We start from the raw sequence: 17,493 nt of genomic DNA, 5'->3' as shown, positions 1-17,493 counted from the left end.
CGGGCTCTTATGCCTTGGTTGTAAGTGTCTACCATGTCCCCGAACAAGTGTTCACTATGTCCCCGGACCGTACACCCAAAGGGAGAGGGGGAAACAACCACCTGCTAATTCTCTCTCCCTCCGGGGCGTACGTTCCGGGTAAAGGGGGAAATAGCCACCTGCTAATTATCTCTCCCTCCGGGGTGTACGTCCCGGGTAGAGGGGGAAACAACCACCTGCTAATCCCCTCTCCCTCCGGGGATGTACGTGCCGGGTAGAGGGGGAAGCTGCTACCAGCTAATCCCCTCTCCCCTCTGGGGATGTATACGTTCCGGGGAAAGGGGGAAACAGCTACCAGCTAATTCCCTCTCCCCCCTGGGGAGAGGGTTAGGGTGAGGGGAAAAAGTTATTACTGCCCTTTCTTCGACGCCTGCAGATAGAGCATCTCCAGCGCCAGAGTCGCGGCGGCCAGCGCGGTGATCTCCGACTGGTCGTAGGCTGGCGCCACTTCCACCAGATCCATCCCCACGATATTGAGATCTTTCAGCCCGCGAACCAGCTTCAGCGCACGATCGGTGGTCAGGCCGCCGATAACTGGCGTACCGGTTCCCGGCGCGTGGGCGGGATCCAGGCAGTCAATATCGAAGGTCAGATAAACCGGCATGTCGCCCACTACCTGCTTCACCTGCGCCAGAATGTCATCCACGCTGCGATCGTTCACCTGCGGAGCATCCAGCACCGTAAAACCATTATCTTTATCGAACTCGGTACGAATACCGATCTGCACGGAGCGCGTCGGATCGATAAGCCCCTCTTTCGGTGCGGTATAGAACATGGTGCCATGGTCAAACTCACTACCGTTACCATAAGTATCGGTATGGGCATCGAAGTGCACCAACGCCATTTTACCGAAGTGTTTCGCGTGAGCGCGCAGCAGCGGCAGCGTCACAAAGTGGTCACCGCCGAAGGAAAGCATACGTTTACCAGCCGCCAGTAGCTTTTCAGCATGGGCCTGGAGGTTTTCGCTCATATTGCGGGCGTCGCCGAAAGCGTAAACCAGGTCACCGCAGTCCACAACGTTCAGACGCTCGCGCATATCGAATTCCCACGGGAAACGATTCCCTTCCCAGGCCAGTTGGGTGGATATCTGGCGGATCGCCGCAGGCCCGTGACGGCCGCCGGCGCGCCCGGAAGTCGCCATATCGAAGGGAACGCCAGTGATGACCCATTCGGCATCGCTATCATAAGGCTGAAAATTTAGCGGTAAGCGTAAAAAACCAAAGGCGTTGGATACCAGGGAATTGTCAAACTGATGGCCTAAGGTGCTCATGATTTTTCCTCTCGGATAGTTGCCTGTATTGTATTCCCTAAATAATTCGTGTTGCAGGAAGGCGGCAAGCTTGCGAGTCACCGGGAGCCTACATCAGTAAGTGGCCGGGGCGAACAAGCGTAGCCAACGCACCTGCGGCGCGAAGTATAACGGGAATAAAAAAATCCCTCCCGCGTCGTTGAACCCGACGAGGAAGGGATTGAATATTTATCTTTGCCCCCGAATTATGGCCGCATTCGTCTGACTGTTCAACAGGCAGATAGCCTGCGGCACATCGGTGAAGCAAAGAGTGTGAGCCAGCGAAAAATTATCCCTGACTCGCCAGGTTTTATTCATCTTCCAGATAGGTGTAGCCATACAGTCCGGCTTCGAACTCTTCCAGGAACTGCTGTTGCAGTTCGCCGTCAAGACCAGTCTGTTTCACCTGATTCCGGAAGCGGGTCAGCAGCGTATCGGGATCCAGCTGCACGTAGCGCAGCATGTCCGCCACCGTGTCCCCCTCGTCGGAAAGTTCCACGGTTACTTTGCCTTCGGCATCCACAAACACATCCACCGCTTCGGTGTCGCCGAACAGGTTGTGCATATTGCCAAGAATCTCCTGATAGGCGCCCACCATAAAGAAGCCCAACAGCGGCGGATTTTCCGGATCGTAATCCGGCAGCGGCATGGTGGTGGCTATCCCGTCGCCGTCCACATAGTGGTCGATGGCGCCATCGGAATCACAGGTGATGTCCAGCAGCACGGCGCGACGACTGGGGGCGTGATTCAGCCCTTCCAGCGGCAGTACCGGGAACAGCTGGTCTATCCCCCAGGCGTCCGGCATCGACTGAAATAGCGAGAAGTTCACGTAAAGCTTATCCGCCATCCGCTCCTGTAACTCGTCGATAATCGGGCGATGTGCGCGATTCTGCGGATCGAGCTGCTTTTGAATCTCATGGCACATATTAAGATACAGCTGCTCGGCCCAGGCGCGCTGAGTCAGATCGAAGCTGCCGGAGGAATAGCCGGTATGGATATCGTGCAGATCCATCTGGCTGTCGTGCAGCCACTCGCGCAGCGAACGACGGTTAGCCGGTTCGTGCATCTCCTGCCAGGTTTCCCACATGCTTTGCAGGGCGCGGGGCGCATCCGGCTCCGGGGGCTGGGGTACAGTATATTCATTACGCTCCACCCCGATGATGTTGGACACCAGCACGGTATGGTGAGCGGTCACGGCGCGGCCGGACTCAGTGATCACCGTCGGATGCGGCAGCCCGTGCTCTTCACAGGCGTCGCCAATAGCCCAGATAATGTTGTTGGCGTATTCATTCAGCCCGTAATTTACCGAGCAGTCCGACTGAGAGCGGGTACCCTCGTAATCCACGCCCAGTCCGCCGCCGACGTCGAAGCACTGAATATTGACGCCCAGCTTGTGCAGCTCCACGTAAAAGCGCGCTGATTCGCGTACCCCGGTAGCGATATCGCGAATGTTGGCCATCTGGCTACCCAGATGGAAGTGCAGCAGTTGCAGGCTTTCCAGCCTGCCCGCTGCGCGCAGCGTTTCCACCAGTTGCAGAACCTGGGTGGCCGCCAGCCCGAATTTGGACTTCTCGCCGCCGGAAGACTGCCACTTACCAGACCCCTGAGACGCCAGACGCGCACGCACGCCCAGACGCGGCACCACATTCAGGCGCTCCGCCTCTTCCAGCACGATAGCTATCTCGGTCATCTTCTCGATAACCAGATAAACCTTATGGCCCATCTTTTCGCCGATCAGCGCCAGGCGGATATATTCGCGATCCTTATAGCCGTTACAGACAATCACCGAGCGGGTCATGCCGGCATTGGCCAGTACCGCCATCAGTTCCGCCTTGGAGCCCGCCTCCAGCCCCAGCGGCTCACCGGAATGGATCAGCGATTCAATCACCCGCCTGTGCTGGTTGACCTTGATCGGATAGACCAGGAAATAGTCACCATGATAACCGTAAGACTCCCGGGCGCGTTTAAAGGCTGCGTTAATGGAACGCAGTCGATGCTGCAGGATCTGGGGGAAGCAGAACAGGGCAGGCAGACGCTGTCCTTTCGCTTCTCGCTCTTTCACCAGACGGGCAAGATCGACCCGCGCCTGAGGAATATCAGGATCCGGGCAGACGCTGATATGGCCCAGTTCGTTCACGTCGTAATAATTATTGCCCCACCAGGCAATATTGTAGGTACGCAGCATCCTGCTGGCCTCCTGGGAACTCATTGCCACCTCCTGCATTGAACGGAGTGTGCCCTGTTCGCCTGCTGACGAACCCGAATCAAAAGAAATGTCGTCAGACATTGCGAACCTCAGTGTTGCTGATAAGTGTATAGACCCTAAATAATTCAAGTTGCAGGAAGGCGGCAAGTTTGTGAATCCCCGGGAGCATAGCCGTACTATGTGACTGGGGAGAACAAATGCAGCCAACGCGCCTGCAGTTTGAAGTATGACGGGTATAACTATATGCCGCTACTGCGGAAAATAGCGTTCCATCGACATCAGGCCGTCGCCAGCCGTTAGGGGTAAACGATCCCATATTTATCATCGTTAAAGACACCAGAACATCACGAGAAAGCCCCGAAAAAGCGGAGCGGCCTTAATGATCAATGCCAGCCAAACCGGCCCGGGAGTCCTGGGAAGCGCCGGTATGAGATAACCGACAAGAAAAATAGGGAAGGGAAATACAAAGTGGCGTCATCGCGGCACAAAGGGCGCAAATCATATGCAGGAAACGGTGGTTCATCTGTCGTATCGCCTCCTCGCCGCTGGTGGGCGATAAAGTCTCACATCATGCTTTACGCTATCTGCCGCGTGCGGCGATTTATACCGATATCAGAGCTAAAAAGCAAAGCAAAAATGGCCGAAAAATTCCCCCGTTTGGTTAAGCACCAGAGAGAAATGTTTAACACAATGTGTCCATCTTCAAAAATGACTGGAAAAGCGCGGAGGGATTAACCTAAAATAGCCGTCCAGAAGTTAATCCATCTATACTGATTAACACACAGACTTCCTGTGGATTACCTGCGCAAGCCACCTGACACAGTACATTACTCTGTATGGGCCTCATTAACGCAGCAGTCTAATCTCAACGAATCGATCTTAGGGTGAAGAAATCATGGCAAAACACCTTTTTACGTCCGAGTCTGTATCAGAAGGGCATCCCGATAAAATTGCTGACCAAATCTCCGATGCAGTGCTGGACGCCATTCTGGAGCAGGATCCCAAAGCACGCGTGGCCTGCGAGACTTACGTAAAAACCGGTATGGTGCTGGTCGGCGGTGAAATCACCACCAGCGCCTGGGTGGATATCGAAGAGATCACCCGTAATACGGTGCGCGATATTGGCTATATCCATTCTGATATGGGGTTCGACGCTAACTCCTGCGCGGTACTGAGCGCCATCGGTAAGCAGTCGCCGGACATCAACCAGGGCGTTGACCGCCGTTCGCCGCTGGAACAGGGCGCTGGCGACCAGGGGCTGATGTTTGGTTATGCCACTAACGAAACCGACGTTCTGATGCCAGCACCGGTGACTTACGCGCACCGTCTGGTACAGCGCCAGGCCGAAGTGCGTAAAAACGGCACCCTGCCGTGGCTGCGCCCGGACGCCAAAAGCCAGGTCACTTTCCAGTATGACGACGGAAAAATCGTCGGCATCGATGCCGTGGTGCTTTCCACCCAGCACGCCGAGGACATTTCTCAGACCGAACTACACGATGCGGTGATGGATGAGATCATCAAGCCGATTCTGCCGACTGAATGGCTGAACGAATCCACCAAATACTTTATCAACCCGACTGGCCGTTTTGTTATCGGCGGCCCAATGGGCGACTGCGGCCTGACCGGTCGCAAGATTATCGTCGATACATACGGCGGCATGGCCCGTCACGGCGGCGGCGCGTTTTCCGGTAAGGATCCGTCCAAAGTTGACCGCTCCGCAGCCTACGCGGCGCGCTACGTGGCGAAAAACATCGTCGCGGCCGGTCTGGCGGATCGCTGTGAGATCCAGGTTTCCTACGCTATCGGCGTGGCGGAGCCGACCTCCATCATGGTGGAAACCTTCGGTACCGAGAAAGTGCCGACCGAACAGCTGACCCTGCTGGTGCGCGAGTTCTTCGATCTGCGCCCGTACGGCCTGATCCAGATGCTGGATCTGCTGCACCCAATCTACCGCGAAACCGCGGCCTACGGCCACTTCGGCCGTGAGCATTTCCCATGGGAAAAGACCGACAAAGCAGCTCAGTTGCGTGATGCAGCCGGTCTGAAGTAATCATTCAGCATAAAAAAGGGCCAGCATATCGCTGGCCCTTTTTTTCATCACCGCCCCCAAATATATTATTATTCTTCGCCAGGTAATTCTGTGCAAAACAATAAAAACATAGTTTATTAACAAGCCACTCTTATCTATTGCCGTTTAATTATCTTTTATTGCTGAAATCCAGGGATTAATCCGAACATTCCTTCCGCTTTCAGGATCTTTTCATAGAACTATGCAATACTATTATTTGCATTTCACTCCCTGAATATCAGGCCCATATGAAATAATTCACAGCAATATCTTTTACAAGAAAAAATGGAAATAATAAACTTAAAGAAAAATCTACGTCAGCGTTGCGACCAGATAAAGGCATTACCAAATTTTCATAGCGCAATTAGCCTGCACTATCAGATCAACCAGGAAGTCTATCGTAAGCAGCCATTATTTTACAAAATCATTCTTCAGGAAACACGTTTTAACATTGTACTGGCAACCTGTTGCCTGATTTACGGCCATCAGGCATCGTCCATTTCCCAGGTAAAAGAATTATGCGCCCACTATAAAATAGCCAGCCCCAATAGCGTGGTTGCTATTACCAGCCTGCTAAAGGTCAGTGGACGACTGCGTACATTCCGGGATAATCGGGATCGGCGAAAAGTGCTGGTAGAACCGACGGACAAGGGTTTGAAAGAGCTGAAGCACTATATGGAAAGCGCCTTCCAACCCCTTAGCCTGCTGTGCCCCGGCTACAACTTCTCTTCATCACTGCTCGATCGCAAGCAGCAGAGACATGACTTCTTTAACCGTGCCGCCGACTATCTGTTCCGTGGTATTATATATAAAAATATATTACCCGAAGCCAGTCTGTTTCTGGATAAAGATGCCGGAAGAATGATCATGCTGGAGTTATACATGAAGGCCCGCCAGCATAGTCAGGAAAGCAGCGTTACTATTAACTGTTCCTGGAAAGCACTGGCGCGTAAATTCTCAGTTTCCCGTCCCCATATTCGCCGCATGATACAGGCCGCTCAGGAGCAAGAACTACTAAGTGAACTATGCTCCGGGGATATAATACTACACCCGAGCTTTTTCACTCTGGTAGAAGACTATATGGGATTCTATTTCTCATGGGTGCTCTATTATTTAAATGTCGAACCAGCGGCGATTCATTCCAGGGACGTCGACCGGCGACGTCCCTGAAGCTTAACGTTCGCGCAGCGCCTCCCGAGCCTTATTTAACGGTTTCAGCAGATAATCCAGAATCGTTTTACTGCCGGTCTTAATATCCACCGAGGAAATCATCCCCGGAAATATCGGAAACTTATCATCATGGCGGTTGGTCAGATAATTGTTATCGGTCAGGATATAGACCCGGTAGTAGTAAATATCCCGTTTAACTTCATCCTGAATGGTGTCGGGCGAAATCATCGTCACCTTCCCTTTCAGTCCACCATAGATGGAATAATCATAGGCGGTTATCTTAACCATCGCCTGCTGCCCGGGATGCACAAAGGCAACATCTCGCGGTGAAATCTTCGCCTCTATCACCAGTTGGTCATCCAGCGGCACCAGACTCATCAGTTTCCCGTTGGGCGGAATCACCCCACCGACCGTAGTAACGTCAATATCTTTCACAATACCACGTACCGGAGCGGTAAAAGTCAACCGGGTCAGCGAATCCGCCCGGCCGCGCATCACCGAACGCTGAGCTTCGATCTCAGCATTAGCCTTCGCCAGCTCTTCGCGTGCCCGCACATAATACTGGTGGTGCAGGTCAGTGATCTTATTCTCCAGTTCATTCTTCTGACGCTGGAGTCGCAGTACCTCGACCTGGCTGGCCCCCTCTTTTACCAGCGGCGCCGTCATCGCCAGTTCACGCTGAATCAGCGCCACGCCCTGGCGCAGACCGGCAAGCCCTTTTTCCAGACTGTCGCGCCGGGATTTCCACAATGCCGTCTCATGGCGAATCAGTTCAGGCTCGTCGTCCAGCTCTTTGGGAAATACCGGTTCACCGTCATTCACCTCGGCATTCAGGCGCGCGGCGGTGGCCTGCGCGGCGTTCAGGCGTGAGATACTCTCCAGCACGCTCGATTCGGTTTTGGTGCGATCCAACTGCGCCAGCACCTGACCGCGCTCCACCAGATCCCCTTCCCGCACCGATAATTTATGAACAATACCGCCTTCCAGCGACTGAATCACCTGCTCATGAGACGAGGGCTCCACCTTACCGCTACCGGTGGTAACCTCATCCAGATGAAACAGGCTGGCCCAGATCAGAAACGCCAGCAGCAGCGCGGCCAGCAGCCAGATGACTAACGATGCAACGCATTTTCCAGTTGCTGACGACCGGCTTCTTCGCGCCCCTGCGCGCCCTGCCATTCCGCCAGCGCCACAGAGGCCTTTTGCTGCACGTCGAACTTCGCCTGATTCACTTTCGAAAGCGCTTTCCGGCGCTCACCTTCCGCCTGGCGAACCCGGGCGGAAACGGCAGCGCCCTGATAAAGCGGAGCGTCAACGCTTATCTGAATTTGATCGTCCCAGTAGTTGCGATTATCGGTCTGGTAGCGGGTGCGTCCGCCTTTCAGGCTGACCGTCGGCCAGTGTTCAGACTTCACCCGGTTGACCCCATAGCGGGAAGAAACTTCCAGCAACTCAGCGGCCAGTACCGAAGGGATACGGGAATAATTGATGTTACCGATCGGCGTCTGATCATGGGCCAGCGCCGGCGGCATAGCGGAATATTGTACGGCCTCTATTCCCGTCAGAACGCCCAACCTGGCGCGGGCGCTACGTAACGCAGCCCGGTACTGTTCCTGAGTAGAGCTCATGCCAGCAAGCAGCACATCTGAACGGGAGCTAAGGCCCGCGTTCGCGCGCATGCTGACCATATGCAGAACCTCCAGCAACGCGTTGATATGCTGTTCCGCCGCCGCGTTAAGCTCGTCATAGCGCTTCACCTCTGCATTGGCCTGCGCGATCTCTTCCGCCACGCTGGTGAGTGTGGACATTAGCTGGTAGCGATAGCTTTCCCGCCGCTTCTTCTGTTGATCGATAGCGTTATTCGTTTTACCAAAATCGTAGATCAACTGAGTCAGCGTCAGTCCCCAGACGGCGGAACTGTTAAGCGAACCGCTGGAGTCCGTACTTTCACTGTGTCCGGTGCTGCCGCTCAGGGATACCTGAGGAAGCCATGCGCTGCGCGTCTCATCGATCTGTGCCTGGCCGATCCCCAGTTGCGCCGCCTGCTCGCCTACCGAAGGGGCGCGATCGAACGCAAACAAAATACTCTCTTTTAGCGTCACGGAATTAACGCGAGCCACGCCGGGGCCGCTGGCCCATTGGGGTAACGGGGCGGCGCTCCCCGGGAAAGAAAATACCAGTATCAGCGCTATCATCCTTGTTACAATAAAGCGTCCCATATGATCTCATCCATATTACTGATACAACTCGCCTGATATCGTGCTTAGTCCTGAAGTACGTTATCCGACGCCTTAGCAATTGTTGCTAACCACAAAAAAAAACCAGATTTAAACCTGCACGTTTCCTGAAAAGATAAAAACGCAATCACAAATTTCACACAGTCAATTGATGAAAAATGATTATCCATACCACAAATAAAACATTCTTTTTTCGACACCAATAAATCGATGCTTCCTTCGTGGAATTTTAAAACACCGCAAAAGCCAACCAGGAATAGTCTGCAAATTAGCAGAAATTTCTCATCAGAGATACAGGTGGATGTTTAATAAATGTTAAAACAAAGAACAAATAGTGCGATTGCTTTATAAGCCAACAGTCAAGAAAAACCCTAAATCCCTTATCTGGCAAGGAGATAGCCTCTGATATGGGATGAACATATTTGGGTTAATTACCTTGCAATTTAACGCAAAAATTTTCAAATTTTTGTTGACCTTTTTTAGCGCCAACCAGCATATTGACGCCAACTCCACTGCAAAAAATCTGCCGGAAATAAGATTCATTACGCCCTAAAAATGTAATCGCTTACATAGTGAGAATGTCTTATGCCATTGTCATTTTTTATGTCACAACACAAATCATGGCACAAAAATTACATTTCTTTTCGGTATTGTCCGAAACATTTATTACCCAAAGAGAAAAACTTAAAGCAATACACTGAAAATAAACAATAATTACATCCTGACATTTCTTGACATTTATGTAACCGATTACACCTTCGTGATTGGAATCACATATTTTCACCTTTTCATTACCTACCCTTAACCCCGTTATCTGATTAATCCAACCGGAGGGCGTTATGCCTGACAATACAAAACAGCGTCATTCAAACAAAACCATGACATTTTTTGTTTGCTTCCTTGCCGCGCTGGCGGGTCTGCTGTTCGGGCTTGATATCGGCGTCATCGCCGGCGCCCTGCCGTTTATCTCTCAAGAATTCCAGATCACCGCGCATCAGCAGGAATGGGTGGTCAGCTCCATGATGTTCGGCGCGGCAGTCGGCGCCGTCGGCAGCGGCTGGCTCTCTTTCCGCCTTGGTCGCAAATATAGCCTGATGATCGGCGCCGTGCTGTTCGTTATCGGCTCTCTGGCGTCGGCGCTGGCGCCGAACGTAGAGGTGTTGATCGTCTCGCGCGTATTGCTGGGTCTGGCGGTGGGCGTTGCCTCTTACACTGCGCCGCTCTATCTGTCGGAAATCGCGCCAGAACGCATTCGCGGCAGCATGATCTCCATGTATCAGTTGATGATTACTATCGGCATTCTGGGCGCTTATCTTTCCGATACCGCCTTCAGCTACTCCGGCGACTGGCGCTGGATGCTGGGCGTTATCACTGTCCCGGCAGCAGCTTTGCTGCTTGGGGTATTTTTTCTGCCGGACAGCCCGCGCTGGTTTGCCGCTAAACGCCGCTTTCATGACGCCGAACGGGTACTGACGCGCCTGCGCGATACCAGCGAAGAAGCGAAGCGCGAACTGGATGAGATCCGCGAAAGCCTGAAAGTAAAGCAGAGCGGCTGGTCGCTGTTTAAAGAAAATCGTAACTTTCGTCGCGCCGTGTTCCTGGGCGTGCTGCTCCAGGTGATGCAGCAATTCACCGGAATGAACGTCATCATGTACTATGCGCCGAAAATTTTCGAACTGGCGGGCTACAGCAATACCACCGAACAGATGTGGGGCACCGTGATCGTCGGTCTGACCAACGTGCTGGCAACCTTTATCGCCATCGGCCTGGTGGATCGCTGGGGCCGTAAACCGACCCTGATACTGGGCTTCCTGGTCATGGCTGTCGGTATGGGGACGCTGGGCACCATGATAAATGTGGGAATCGCTTCCCCATCGGCCCAGTATTTCGCAGTCGCCATGTTGCTGATGTTTATCGTTGGCTTCGCCATGAGCGCCGGCCCGCTGATCTGGGTGCTGTGTTCGGAAATCCAGCCGCTGAAAGGACGCGATTTCGGCATTACCTGTTCTACCGCGACTAACTGGATCGCCAATATGATAGTTGGGGCCACCTTCCTGACCATGCTCAACAGTCTGGGTAACGCCAATACCTTCTGGGTCTACGCGGGTCTGAACCTGTTCTTTATTATCCTAACTCTGGCACTGGTGCCGGAAACCAAACATATCTCTCTGGAGCATATCGAACGCAACCTGATGAAAGGCCGTCCGTTGCGTGAAATAGGCGCCAGCAACTGATCGCTGTTTCAGCGAAAAACGCGGCAGCAATTCCTGCCGCGTTTTTAATCAACCCCGAAGGAGGATGCTCCATCCCCAATACCTTAATAATAGATTTCGCCAGAGTCGGACTTGCGCCAACCGTAAGGCCCCTCTATGCTCTGGCTCCATGAAAACCCCTCGTCTTCCCATCGCCCTTCAGCAGGCCGTTATGCGTCGCCTGCGGGAAAAGCTGCTGCTGGCCAACCAGCGCCTGGGCCGTGACTACCCCGAGCCTAAAGTGCTCTGGAACCAGCGCGGCACCTCGGCCGGTACCGCCTGGCTGGAGCAGTATGAGATTCGCCTGAACCCGATACTGCTGATGGAAAACCAGCAGGCGTTTATTGATGAAGTGGTTCCCCACGAACTGGCGCACCTGCTGGTATGGAAACGCTTTGGTCGGGTTGCGCCTCACGGCAAGGAGTGGAAGTGGATGATGGAGCGAGTGCTGGAAGTGCCAGCCAGACGTACTCACGCGTTCTCCACCCAGTCTCTGCCACGTAAGACTTTCCCTTACCACTGCGGCTGCCAGCCGCACCAGCTTACCGTACGCCGCCATAACCGGGTGCTGCGCGGCGAAGCCGAATATCGCTGCGTACACTGCGGCCAGATTTTACGACCAGCGCCATCTGCAGGCTGATTTTCTGGAAATTTATTGAGCTTACTGATTGCAACAGAGCGACGTCTGTTTCAGGATCCGTGCTCGTTTTGACACGGAGTTGAAGATGTATCGCAATATCGCTTTCGCGGCCGTCGCGCTCGGCACCACTCTGTGGGGCAATGTCAGCCACGCGGCAATCACCAGTTTTTCTAAAGCAAAAGCCGCCAGCGTAAAACTGAACGCCGACGCCCCCGGAACTTTCTACTGCGGATGTAAAATCATCTGGAAAGGAAAAAAAGGGGAACCAGAGCTGGCCTCCTGCGGCTATCGGGTTCGTAAAAATAAAAACCGCGCCTCACGCATTGAATGGGAACACGTTATGCCGGCCTGGGAGTTTGGCCATCAGCGCCAGTGCTGGCAGAACGGCGGACGTAAAAACTGCAACAAAGACCCCATCTATCGCAAAATCGAAACTGACCTGCATAACCTGCAGCCCGCCATCGGCGAGGTGAACGGCGATCGCAATAATTTCCAGTACAGTCAGTGGAGCGGCGGCGAAGGGCAGTACGGTCAGTGCGCTATGAAGGTCGATTTTAAAGGCAAGCGCGCTGAACCGCCGGTTCGGGCCAGGGGCGCTATCGCCCGCACCTTGTTTTATATGCGCGACACTTACCATATGCGCCTGTCACGCCAGCAGACCCGTTTGTTCGAGGCATGGAACCGTCTCTACCCCGTTACCGCATGGGAGTGCGAACGCGACGCCCGCATCGCCAGAATTCAGGGTAATCATAATCCCTGGGTGCTGAAAGCTTGCCAGCGACAAAATGGCTAACCTACACTAGCAGCCAATTGTTAACCGCGCGGCGCCGACACCGCGCACCTGCCAAACCGGACAGAAAAACCCTATGCGCATTCCCCGCATTTATCACCCAGAACCACTTCACGTCGATACAGAGATAGCCCTCTGCAACGATGCCGCCAGCCATGTAGGCCGGGTGCTACGTATGGGCGCAGGACAGGCGCTACAGCTATTCGATGGCAGTAACCAGGTCTTTAACGCCACCATTATGAGCGCGGATAAAAAGCGGGTGTGCGTTCAGGTACTGGATGCAACCACCGACGATCGTGAATCGCCCCTCAACCTGCATCTGGGACAGGTGATGTCCCGGGGCGAAAAGATGGAGTTCACCATTCAAAAATCCATTGAACTGGGGGTGAATACCATTACCCCTCTGTTTTCAGAGCGCTGCGGGGTTAAACTCGATGAAGAGAGACTCGGGAAAAAACTTCAGCAGTGGCGTAAGATCGCTATCGCCGCCTGTGAACAGTGCGGCCGTAACCGGCTGCCGGAGATCCGGCCGGCCATGACGCTTGAAGCCTGGTGTACGGAGCCGGAAGAGGGGCTGAAACTCAACCTGCATCCACGCGCCAGCCACAGTATCAATACGCTTCCTCCGCAGGTCGCAAGCCTGCGTTTGCTCATCGGCCCGGAGGGAGGACTATCAGCGGATGAGATCGCCATGACCGCGCGCCACGGCTTTACCGATATTCTGCTGGGCCCACGCGTTTTGCGTACAGAAACGACAGCACTGACCGCTATAACCGCGCTTCAGGTTCGGTTTGGCGACCTGGGTTAAGGAGAAAAAATGATCAAGCTCGGCATCGTGATGGATCCCATCGCAGACATCAACATCAAGAAAGACTCCAGTTTCGCTATGCTGCTGGAAGCCCAACGCCGCGGCTATGAGCTGCACTATATGGAGATGAACGATCTCTTTCTGACTGGCGGTGAAGCCCGCGCCCGCACCCGTAAGCTAAGCGTGGAGCAGAACTACGACGCCTGGTACCAGTTCGGAGACGAGCAGGAGATCGGACTGGCTGAGCTCGATGTGATCCTGATGCGTAAGGATCCGCCGTTCGACACCGAATATATCTATGCCACCTACGTTCTGGAGCGCGCTGAAGAGCAAGGTACGCTTATCGTCAACAAACCCCAGAGCCTGCGTGACTGCAACGAAAAGCTCTATACCGCCTGGTTTGCGGATCTCACGCCGGATACCCTGGTCACCCGTAACCTGGCGCAGATTAGGGCCTTCTGGCAAAAGCACGGCGATATTATCCTTAAACCGCTCGACGGTATGGGCGGCGCTTCCATCTTCCGGGTTAAAGAGGGCGATCCCAATCTGCCGGTGATTGTGGAAACCCTGACTGAACACGGCAGCCGTTATTGCATGGCTCAGAACTACCTGCCGGCGATAAAAGATGGCGATAAGCGCGTACTGGTGGTAGACGGTGAGCCGGTACCATACTGTCTGGCCCGGATTCCCCAGGGCGGAGAAACCCGCGGCAATCTGGCCGCCGGTGGCCGCGGAGAACCACGTCCGCTTAGTGAGAGCGACTGGGCCATCGCCCGTCGCATCGCGCCAGAACTGAAGGCGAAGGGGCTTATCTTCGTGGGTCTGGATATCATCGGCGATCGTCTGACCGAAATTAACGTCACCAGCCCGACCTGCGTGCGCGAGATCGAAGCCGAATACCCTGTCTCCATCACCGGTATGTTAATGGACGCCATTGAAAAACGTCTGGCAAAATAAGATGCTGTGCGGGCGCGCTATCGGCGCGCCCTGCTACATTCACGATTTCATACCGGCCATGGCGCTTTTTAATAACGACGGGACATCGGCTCCGTTCTAACCGGATATAAAAGACTGACAATGAATTTACAGCACCATTTTCTTATTGCCATGCCTGGTCTCCAGGATCCCATGTTCAAACGTGCCGTGATTTATATCTGCGAGCATAACGATGACGGGGCGATGGGCATTATTATCAATAAACCTCTGGAAAATCTGAACGTCGGAGAGGTTCTGGAAAAGCTGGAGATTGTACCGGAACCGCGCGATCCGGCCATTCGTCTTGATCGTCCGGTCTTCTTTGGCGGCCCGCTGGCGGAAGATCGCGGCTTTATACTGCACAGTCCGCCAGATACTTTTACCTCCAGTATCGCCATTAGCGATGATACGGTAATCACCACTTCCCGCGACGTGCTGGAAACGCTGGGAACGCCAAAGCAGCCGCAAGAATCGCTGGTCGCGCTGGGTTATGCTTCATGGGGAAAAGGCCAGCTGGAAAGCGAAATCCTGAATAACGACTGGCTTACCGCCCCGGCGGATCCAGCCCTGCTGTTCAAAACGCCTGTTGCCGAACGCTGGCGCGATGCGGCACGACTTATTGGGGTGGATATTTTCACCATGCCGGGCGTTGCGGGGCACGCCTGATGGCTTCCGGAACACTGCTGGCGTTCGATTTCGGCACCAAAAGCATCGGCGTAGCCGTGGGGCAAAGCATCACCGGCACCGCCCGCCCCCTGGGCGCGTTAAAGGCCCGGGACGGCATTCCCGACTGGGCGGCGCTGGAGCGCATTCTTAAAGAGTGGCAGCCTGATGAGGTCATCGTCGGACTGCCGCTGAATATGGACGGCAGCGAACAACCGCTGACCGCCCGGGCGCGCAAGTTCGCCAACCGGCTGCATGGTCGTTTCGGCGTGCCGGTAAGGTTGCACGACGAGCGGCTTACCACCGTAGAGGCCCGCGCAGACCTGTTCAGCCATGGCGGCTACCGGGCGCTGGATAAAGGCAGCGTCGATTCCGCCTCGGCGGTCGTGATTCTGGAAAGCTGGTTCGAACGGCAGGGGTAAGACTGTATCAATTAAAACAACAGAAGGGGAAAGAGAATGTATCGGGCGGAAAGAGCTATTGAAAGAAGAAATGAATATGATAAAAAATTAGCACTCGCCTTAGAGAAGGCTACAAACTCCATGGCGAAAATGGTAAAGAATTACTGAATGATGTCTATCAGGGACTGGTACGCCTTTCATGGTACTCCTCTCGCTTGTTTGAGGGCTACCTGGATGTATGCTCTAATTTGTTGGATGAAGATTTCCATTATTTAAAATCTATTGCTCATGTGGATATTCTCAGGATGATGCGAAAAAAAATAATCGCCTTGTTTTTTTGATTATCTATTAATGCGTATGTCCGACGCGAAAATAAACAGAATATATAACAGGATGAAACAGGATGCTTTCTTACCCAGGCATATACATAAATTAGATATTATGGTTTCTGGCTCGGTCACGAAAAAGGCATTAACCTATGGGTTGGTTAATCTAACTCTCAATGCCAGGAGTCTCAGCAGACTAGCGTCTAATTTTTCCTCCGGTGCATTTACGGTACTGGAACAGTATGGAGAATTACAGAAAAGAATAGCATCTGCTGACTCACTCAAACATATCAATCCGCAATTCTATCAGATCCTCTACAAGGAAGGGCCAGAGACATGGTGGTATTTTGTTGAGCCGATTCTGCGCCCATTCCTGAGTACTCCCTCGTATTCAGAGGAAATGGTTTACAACACGATGTTGTGCACATTACAGAGACTGGAATGAAGATTAGGGATATGCTACTTTTTGAATTAAAAGCCTGGATTCTTTGGGTGTACAGATCTTTATTGTTGTTGGGCTATCTTATGTTGCCAGTCTTGTCTTACCGACTGGTTATTGGTTTATATTTACTGTAATTACATGCCTGGTAGTATTTATAGGCAGAATTATATTCCGCCCACGCAAAAGCAAAAAATAGCATCTTATTTATAAACACCTTCCAGCCTTTGAATATCAGGATCATCAGAATCACAATAAGAAAGACAAGATGCTGAACCGGAAGCTGGCGCAAACCTGACGGTACTGCTGTAGGTAATTTTATCGCCCACGACAGCAGGGTCGATCGTTACCAGAATATGGCACCCCTTCTGATTAAACTCATAAAAGCCAGTATAATTTGACGACATACTGCCTTTAAACCCGTTCTCTATGCGACAAGCGACTTCAGAGCCTCCATCAAGGCTAAGTCGGCCATGGTTCATGGTCAGACGGGAAGTCGATTTTTGCGGTTGAAAATGGAGAGAACCCACTTTAGTCATAGTGAAGTTATCAGGATCTTCACTGGTCGGCTTATCGTATAGCCCTTTTGCAAAACAGGCCGTAGAGATAAAACCCAGGACGAATAGACATCTTGTCATCGTACTTTCTCTCATATCTAATAACGATATTAAGGTTCGCATATGACGCAGTACTTTTATAACATGCTGTTATCCATGCTTTTAACCATAATTCCGTAGCAACTCTCCGACCAGCCGCATATGCAGTAACGGAAAAGGCCGCCCTTCGCCATCCAGCGCTGAACGCCCCACCACTTCAAACCCCATATGGCGGTAAAAATCGCAGGCCTGCAGGTTCTGTTCGTTCACGTCCAGTTCCCGAACGCCACATGCATCTATGCCATAACGCAGCAGCGTTTTCCCGATTCCCTGTCCCCGGGCTTCGGGCGCGACAAACAGCATTTCCAGCCGATCGCCGCCGGTTCCCATAAATCCCAGCGGGATAGCTTTTTCATTAAGATAAGCAAATACCTGAAGCGCGGGCATATAGCGGTCACGCACCAGCGGACGCAGGGTGTCGATTTCACCTTCCGGCAAAAAATGGTGAGTGGCTCTGACCGAAGCTTCCCACAGTTCGATAAGCGCCGGAAACAGTTGGGGCGTGGCGCGGATAATAGGATTCATCGTGATTTCC

At 53.1% G+C, this 17,493-nt stretch carries 15 protein-coding genes; 9 read left to right on the top strand and 6 right to left on the bottom strand.

Features of this window, described 5'->3' with window-relative positions:
• Nucleotides 1-388: 388 nt before the first annotated feature.
• Nucleotides 389-1,309, bottom strand: coding sequence for an agmatinase (speB, locus tag V3W49_RS10910; RefSeq protein WP_500145406.1), 921 nt, complete (start codon nt 1,307-1,309; stop codon nt 389-391).
• Between the two features lie 328 nt (nt 1,310-1,637).
• Nucleotides 1,638-3,614, bottom strand: a complete 1,977-nt coding sequence (gene speA / locus V3W49_RS10905) for a biosynthetic arginine decarboxylase (RefSeq protein ID WP_500145405.1) — start codon at nt 3,612-3,614, stop codon at nt 1,638-1,640.
• Between the two features lie 814 nt (nt 3,615-4,428).
• Between speA and metK the strand changes: the two genes are divergently transcribed.
• Both metK and V3W49_RS10895 read left to right on the top strand, forming a co-directional pair.
• Nucleotides 4,429-5,583, top strand: a complete 1,155-nt coding sequence (gene metK, locus V3W49_RS10900; RefSeq protein ID WP_500145403.1) for a methionine adenosyltransferase — start codon at nt 4,429-4,431, stop codon at nt 5,581-5,583.
• Nucleotides 5,584-5,886: 303 nt separating this feature from the next.
• Nucleotides 5,887-6,771, top strand: a complete 885-nt coding sequence (locus V3W49_RS10895) for a MarR family transcriptional regulator (RefSeq protein ID WP_500145402.1) — start codon at nt 5,887-5,889, stop codon at nt 6,769-6,771.
• A 3-nt stretch (nt 6,772-6,774) separates the two neighbouring features.
• On the opposite strand, the gene V3W49_RS10890 is transcribed toward V3W49_RS10895, so the two are convergent.
• Together V3W49_RS10890 and V3W49_RS10885 are read right to left on the bottom strand one after the other, a co-directional pair.
• Entirely contained in the window at nt 6,775-7,950 is a 1,176-nt protein-coding gene (locus V3W49_RS10890; RefSeq protein WP_500145401.1) for an HlyD family type I secretion periplasmic adaptor subunit, read from the bottom strand.
• Nucleotides 7,884-8,990, bottom strand: coding sequence for a TolC family protein (locus tag V3W49_RS10885; RefSeq protein WP_500145400.1), 1,107 nt, complete (start codon nt 8,988-8,990; stop codon nt 7,884-7,886). Before V3W49_RS10885 ends, V3W49_RS10890 begins: the two co-directional genes overlap by 67 nt.
• Nucleotides 8,991-9,847: 857 nt before the next feature.
• Here V3W49_RS10885 and V3W49_RS10880 point away from each other — a divergent pair.
• The 7 genes from V3W49_RS10880 (at nt 9,848) to ruvX (ending at nt 15,558) form a co-directional block, all read left to right on the top strand.
• The gene (locus V3W49_RS10880; RefSeq protein ID WP_500145398.1) at nt 9,848-11,242 is read left to right on the top strand and encodes a sugar porter family MFS transporter; all 1,395 of its coding nucleotides are present in this window, start codon (nt 9,848-9,850) and stop codon (nt 11,240-11,242) included.
• Between the two features lie 148 nt (nt 11,243-11,390).
• Nucleotides 11,391-11,900: a SprT family zinc-dependent metalloprotease gene (locus tag V3W49_RS10875; protein ID WP_500145397.1), complete on the top strand. Its 510-nt coding sequence runs from the start codon at nt 11,391-11,393 to the stop codon at nt 11,898-11,900.
• Nucleotides 11,901-11,985: 85 nt separating this feature from the next.
• Nucleotides 11,986-12,693 carry a deoxyribonuclease I gene (gene endA / locus V3W49_RS10870; protein WP_500145396.1) on the top strand — a complete coding sequence of 236 codons (708 nt, stop codon included), beginning with the start codon at nt 11,986-11,988 and terminating at the stop codon, nt 12,691-12,693.
• 73 nt (nt 12,694-12,766) lie between these two features.
• Nucleotides 12,767-13,498, top strand: a complete 732-nt coding sequence (gene rsmE / locus V3W49_RS10865; protein ID WP_500145394.1) for a 16S rRNA (uracil(1498)-N(3))-methyltransferase — start codon at nt 12,767-12,769, stop codon at nt 13,496-13,498.
• Between the two features lie 9 nt (nt 13,499-13,507).
• Nucleotides 13,508-14,455, top strand: coding sequence for a glutathione synthase (gene gshB / locus V3W49_RS10860; protein ID WP_500145393.1), 948 nt, complete (start codon nt 13,508-13,510; stop codon nt 14,453-14,455).
• Nucleotides 14,456-14,575: 120 nt separating this feature from the next.
• The gene (locus V3W49_RS10855; RefSeq protein WP_500145391.1) at nt 14,576-15,139 is read left to right on the top strand and encodes a YqgE/AlgH family protein; all 564 of its coding nucleotides are present in this window, start codon (nt 14,576-14,578) and stop codon (nt 15,137-15,139) included.
• Nucleotides 15,139-15,558 carry a Holliday junction resolvase RuvX gene (gene ruvX, locus V3W49_RS10850; protein ID WP_500145390.1) on the top strand — a complete coding sequence of 140 codons (420 nt, stop codon included), beginning with the start codon at nt 15,139-15,141 and terminating at the stop codon, nt 15,556-15,558. The genes V3W49_RS10855 and ruvX overlap by 1 nt, the downstream gene beginning before the upstream one ends.
• 947 nt (nt 15,559-16,505) lie before the next feature.
• Here the strand turns inward: ruvX and V3W49_RS10845 are convergent.
• Both V3W49_RS10845 and V3W49_RS10840 read right to left on the bottom strand, forming a co-directional pair.
• Nucleotides 16,506-16,940 (bottom strand): hypothetical protein, encoded by a 435-nt coding sequence (locus tag V3W49_RS10845; protein ID WP_500145389.1) that lies wholly within the window; start codon nt 16,938-16,940, stop codon nt 16,506-16,508.
• 81 nt (nt 16,941-17,021) lie between these two features.
• A complete protein-coding gene (locus V3W49_RS10840; protein WP_500145388.1) occupies nt 17,022-17,483 on the bottom strand; it encodes a GNAT family N-acetyltransferase in 462 nt (153 codons plus the stop codon).
• Nucleotides 17,484-17,493: the final 10 nt, after the last annotated feature.

The organism is Rosenbergiella sp. YN46 (genome assembly GCF_036620675.1).
In the GTDB taxonomy this organism is placed as follows: Bacteria; Pseudomonadota; Gammaproteobacteria; order Enterobacterales; family Enterobacteriaceae; genus Jejubacter.
This window is presented reverse-complemented; position numbering and strand designations above follow the sequence as displayed.

Excerpts from the sequence above, each read along its gene's own strand:
- rsmE (WP_500145394.1), top strand. The coding sequence starts at position 12,767 with ATGCGCATTCCCCGCATTTATCACCCAGAACCACTTCACGTCGATACA.
- V3W49_RS10875 (WP_500145397.1), top strand. The coding sequence starts at position 11,391 with ATGAAAACCCCTCGTCTTCCCATCGCCCTTCAGCAGGCCGTTATGCGT.
- metK (WP_500145403.1), top strand. The coding sequence starts at position 4,429 with ATGGCAAAACACCTTTTTACGTCCGAGTCTGTATCAGAAGGGCATCCC.
- V3W49_RS10855 (WP_500145391.1), top strand. The coding sequence starts at position 14,576 with ATGAATTTACAGCACCATTTTCTTATTGCCATGCCTGGTCTCCAGGAT.
- endA (WP_500145396.1), top strand. The coding sequence starts at position 11,986 with ATGTATCGCAATATCGCTTTCGCGGCCGTCGCGCTCGGCACCACTCTG.
- V3W49_RS10845 (WP_500145389.1), bottom strand. The coding sequence starts at position 16,940 with ATGACAAGATGTCTATTCGTCCTGGGTTTTATCTCTACGGCCTGTTTT.
- speA (WP_500145405.1), bottom strand. The coding sequence starts at position 3,614 with ATGTCTGACGACATTTCTTTTGATTCGGGTTCGTCAGCAGGCGAACAG.
- ruvX (WP_500145390.1), top strand. The coding sequence starts at position 15,139 with ATGGCTTCCGGAACACTGCTGGCGTTCGATTTCGGCACCAAAAGCATC.
- V3W49_RS10885 (WP_500145400.1), bottom strand. The coding sequence starts at position 8,990 with ATGGGACGCTTTATTGTAACAAGGATGATAGCGCTGATACTGGTATTT.
- speB (WP_500145406.1), bottom strand. The coding sequence starts at position 1,309 with ATGAGCACCTTAGGCCATCAGTTTGACAATTCCCTGGTATCCAACGCC.
- V3W49_RS10895 (WP_500145402.1), top strand. The coding sequence starts at position 5,887 with ATGGAAATAATAAACTTAAAGAAAAATCTACGTCAGCGTTGCGACCAG.
- gshB (WP_500145393.1), top strand. The coding sequence starts at position 13,508 with ATGATCAAGCTCGGCATCGTGATGGATCCCATCGCAGACATCAACATC.
- V3W49_RS10880 (WP_500145398.1), top strand. The coding sequence starts at position 9,848 with ATGCCTGACAATACAAAACAGCGTCATTCAAACAAAACCATGACATTT.
- V3W49_RS10840 (WP_500145388.1), bottom strand. The coding sequence starts at position 17,483 with ATGAATCCTATTATCCGCGCCACGCCCCAACTGTTTCCGGCGCTTATC.
- V3W49_RS10890 (WP_500145401.1), bottom strand. The coding sequence starts at position 7,950 with ATGGCAGGGCGCGCAGGGGCGCGAAGAAGCCGGTCGTCAGCAACTGGA.